A 1,609-nucleotide genomic window follows, 5' to 3' on the forward strand; every position below is an offset into this window, starting at 1 on the left:
ACCGCAGAACCTTCCGGACCACCTTTCGCGAAATCCCGAGCTCACGACAGATCGCCTTGATCGACTTGCCCTGCACCCGGTGCAGGCGCCGGATCTTTGCCACTGTCTCCACGACCAGCATCCCAGCACTGGCTCCCGATCATCCCGGAAACCACTGTGAACCCCGCCGTCAGTGGGGTCCCGTTTGGACGCCGATCACCCCTCCAACAGGGTTCCTATTCCATGCCGATCCACACTATCGGGAATAACCCCGCCAGAGTCGTTGATAGGGCCGCCCCCCGATGTGCCCGCGACTGGTTCCTTGCGGGAACCGTCGCGGATTGACCTATGTTTCAACGATCCTCTCAGACCAACTCGGTCAGCGCGGCAGGGTCGAACCCTTTGAGCCTTTCGGCGTCGCCCGCCCGCACCTTGGCAACCCACTGTGGATCGCTGAGCAGGGCGCGGCCGACGGCAATCAGATCGAACTCGTCGCGCTCCATGCGCTCAATCAATCGGTCCAGGCCGGCAAACGTTGAACCCTCGCCGGTAAAGGCTCCGAAGAAGTCCTCCGTGAGGCCGACAGAGCCGACGCTGATCGTAGCGGCCCCGGTCAGCTTCTTTGCCCAACCTGCGAAGTTCAGGCCGCCTCTTCCGTCAATTTCCGGAAATTCGGGCTCGTCGAAGCGGCGTTGTGAGCAATGCAGCACGTCTACGCCGGCCTCGACCAGCGGCAGCAGCCAGTCGGTCATCAGCGCGGGGCTCGATGCCAGTCGCACCGAATAATCCTGCTGCTTCCATTGACTGACGCGCAGGATGATCGGGTAGTCGGGACCGACCGCAGCGCGGATCGCCGTCACCACCTCGGCTGCGAAGCGCGATCGCTCCCGGATCGTCGCACCGCCATAGCGGTCAGGCCGTTTATTGGTCCCGCTCCAGAAGAACTGGTCGATCAGGTAGCCGTGCGCGCCGTGGATCTCAATCGTGTCGAAGCCGAGAGCCCTAGCGTCACACGCGGCTCTGGCGAAGGCGGATACCGTGTCGGCAATATCCTCCTCGCTCATCGCCCGACCCCGCGGGGTGCCTGGGTCCAGCAGTCCGGACGGGCTTTCGACGGGTGCATCCGGCTCCCAATCCGAGGCGCGGGTCGATCCCGTGTGCCAGAGTTGTGGCCCCATCTTGCCGCCGGCTTCGTGTACGGCATCAATCACCTGCCGCCATCCCTTTAGGGCGGCATCGCCATGGAAGAAGGGAATGCCCGGCAGGTTTCGGGATGCCGGTCGGTCGATCACCGTGCCCTCGGACAGTATGAGCCCGACCTCGCCCAAGGCGCGGCGCTGGTAATACGCCACGTTGGCCTGCGCCGGGATGCCATCCGGTGCAAGCGCCCGTGTCATCGGGGCCATCACGATCCTGTTCCTAAGATCGAGCGTTTTTAGGTGGAAGGGGCGAAAGAGGGTCTCGGCGGTCATGAGGGTTTTCCTGTAGCGGCGGAGCCCTCTTAGAACCCGTTTCATAACGGCTGAGGCGGGGTGAGCGGCGGGAGTTCTGCGCGTTCGGAGGGTGTCTGACGTCCTTCGAGGTGGCCCATGTGGACCCCTGCCGCCCGCGCGCAGCTTGCGCGCGGCTC

At 64.1% G+C, this 1,609-nt stretch carries 1 protein-coding gene and 1 pseudogene; both read right to left on the minus strand.

The genetic code is table 11. The features are described 5' to 3' along the window. Positions 1 to 121, minus strand: a pseudogene (locus ROTAS13_RS28355) (helix-turn-helix domain-containing protein); the annotation flags it as partial. A 223-nt stretch (positions 122 to 344) separates the two neighbouring features. Then, positions 345 to 1,451: an NADH:flavin oxidoreductase gene (locus tag ROTAS13_RS24285; protein WP_075823646.1), complete on the minus strand. Its 1,107-nt coding sequence runs from the start codon at positions 1,449 to 1,451 to the stop codon at positions 345 to 347. Positions 1,452 to 1,609 lie beyond the last annotated feature (158 nt).

Origin of the sequence: Roseomonas sp. TAS13, from assembly GCF_001950415.1 — a bacterium.
GTDB classification, from domain to species: domain Bacteria; phylum Pseudomonadota; class Alphaproteobacteria; order Acetobacterales; family Acetobacteraceae; genus Roseomonas; species Roseomonas mucosa.

Bases quoted from the DNA above. Each gene is read 5' to 3' on its own strand.
- ROTAS13_RS24285 (WP_075823646.1), bottom strand. From the start codon at position 1,451: ATGACCGCCGAGACCCTCTTTCGCCCCTTCCACCTAAAAACGCTCGAT.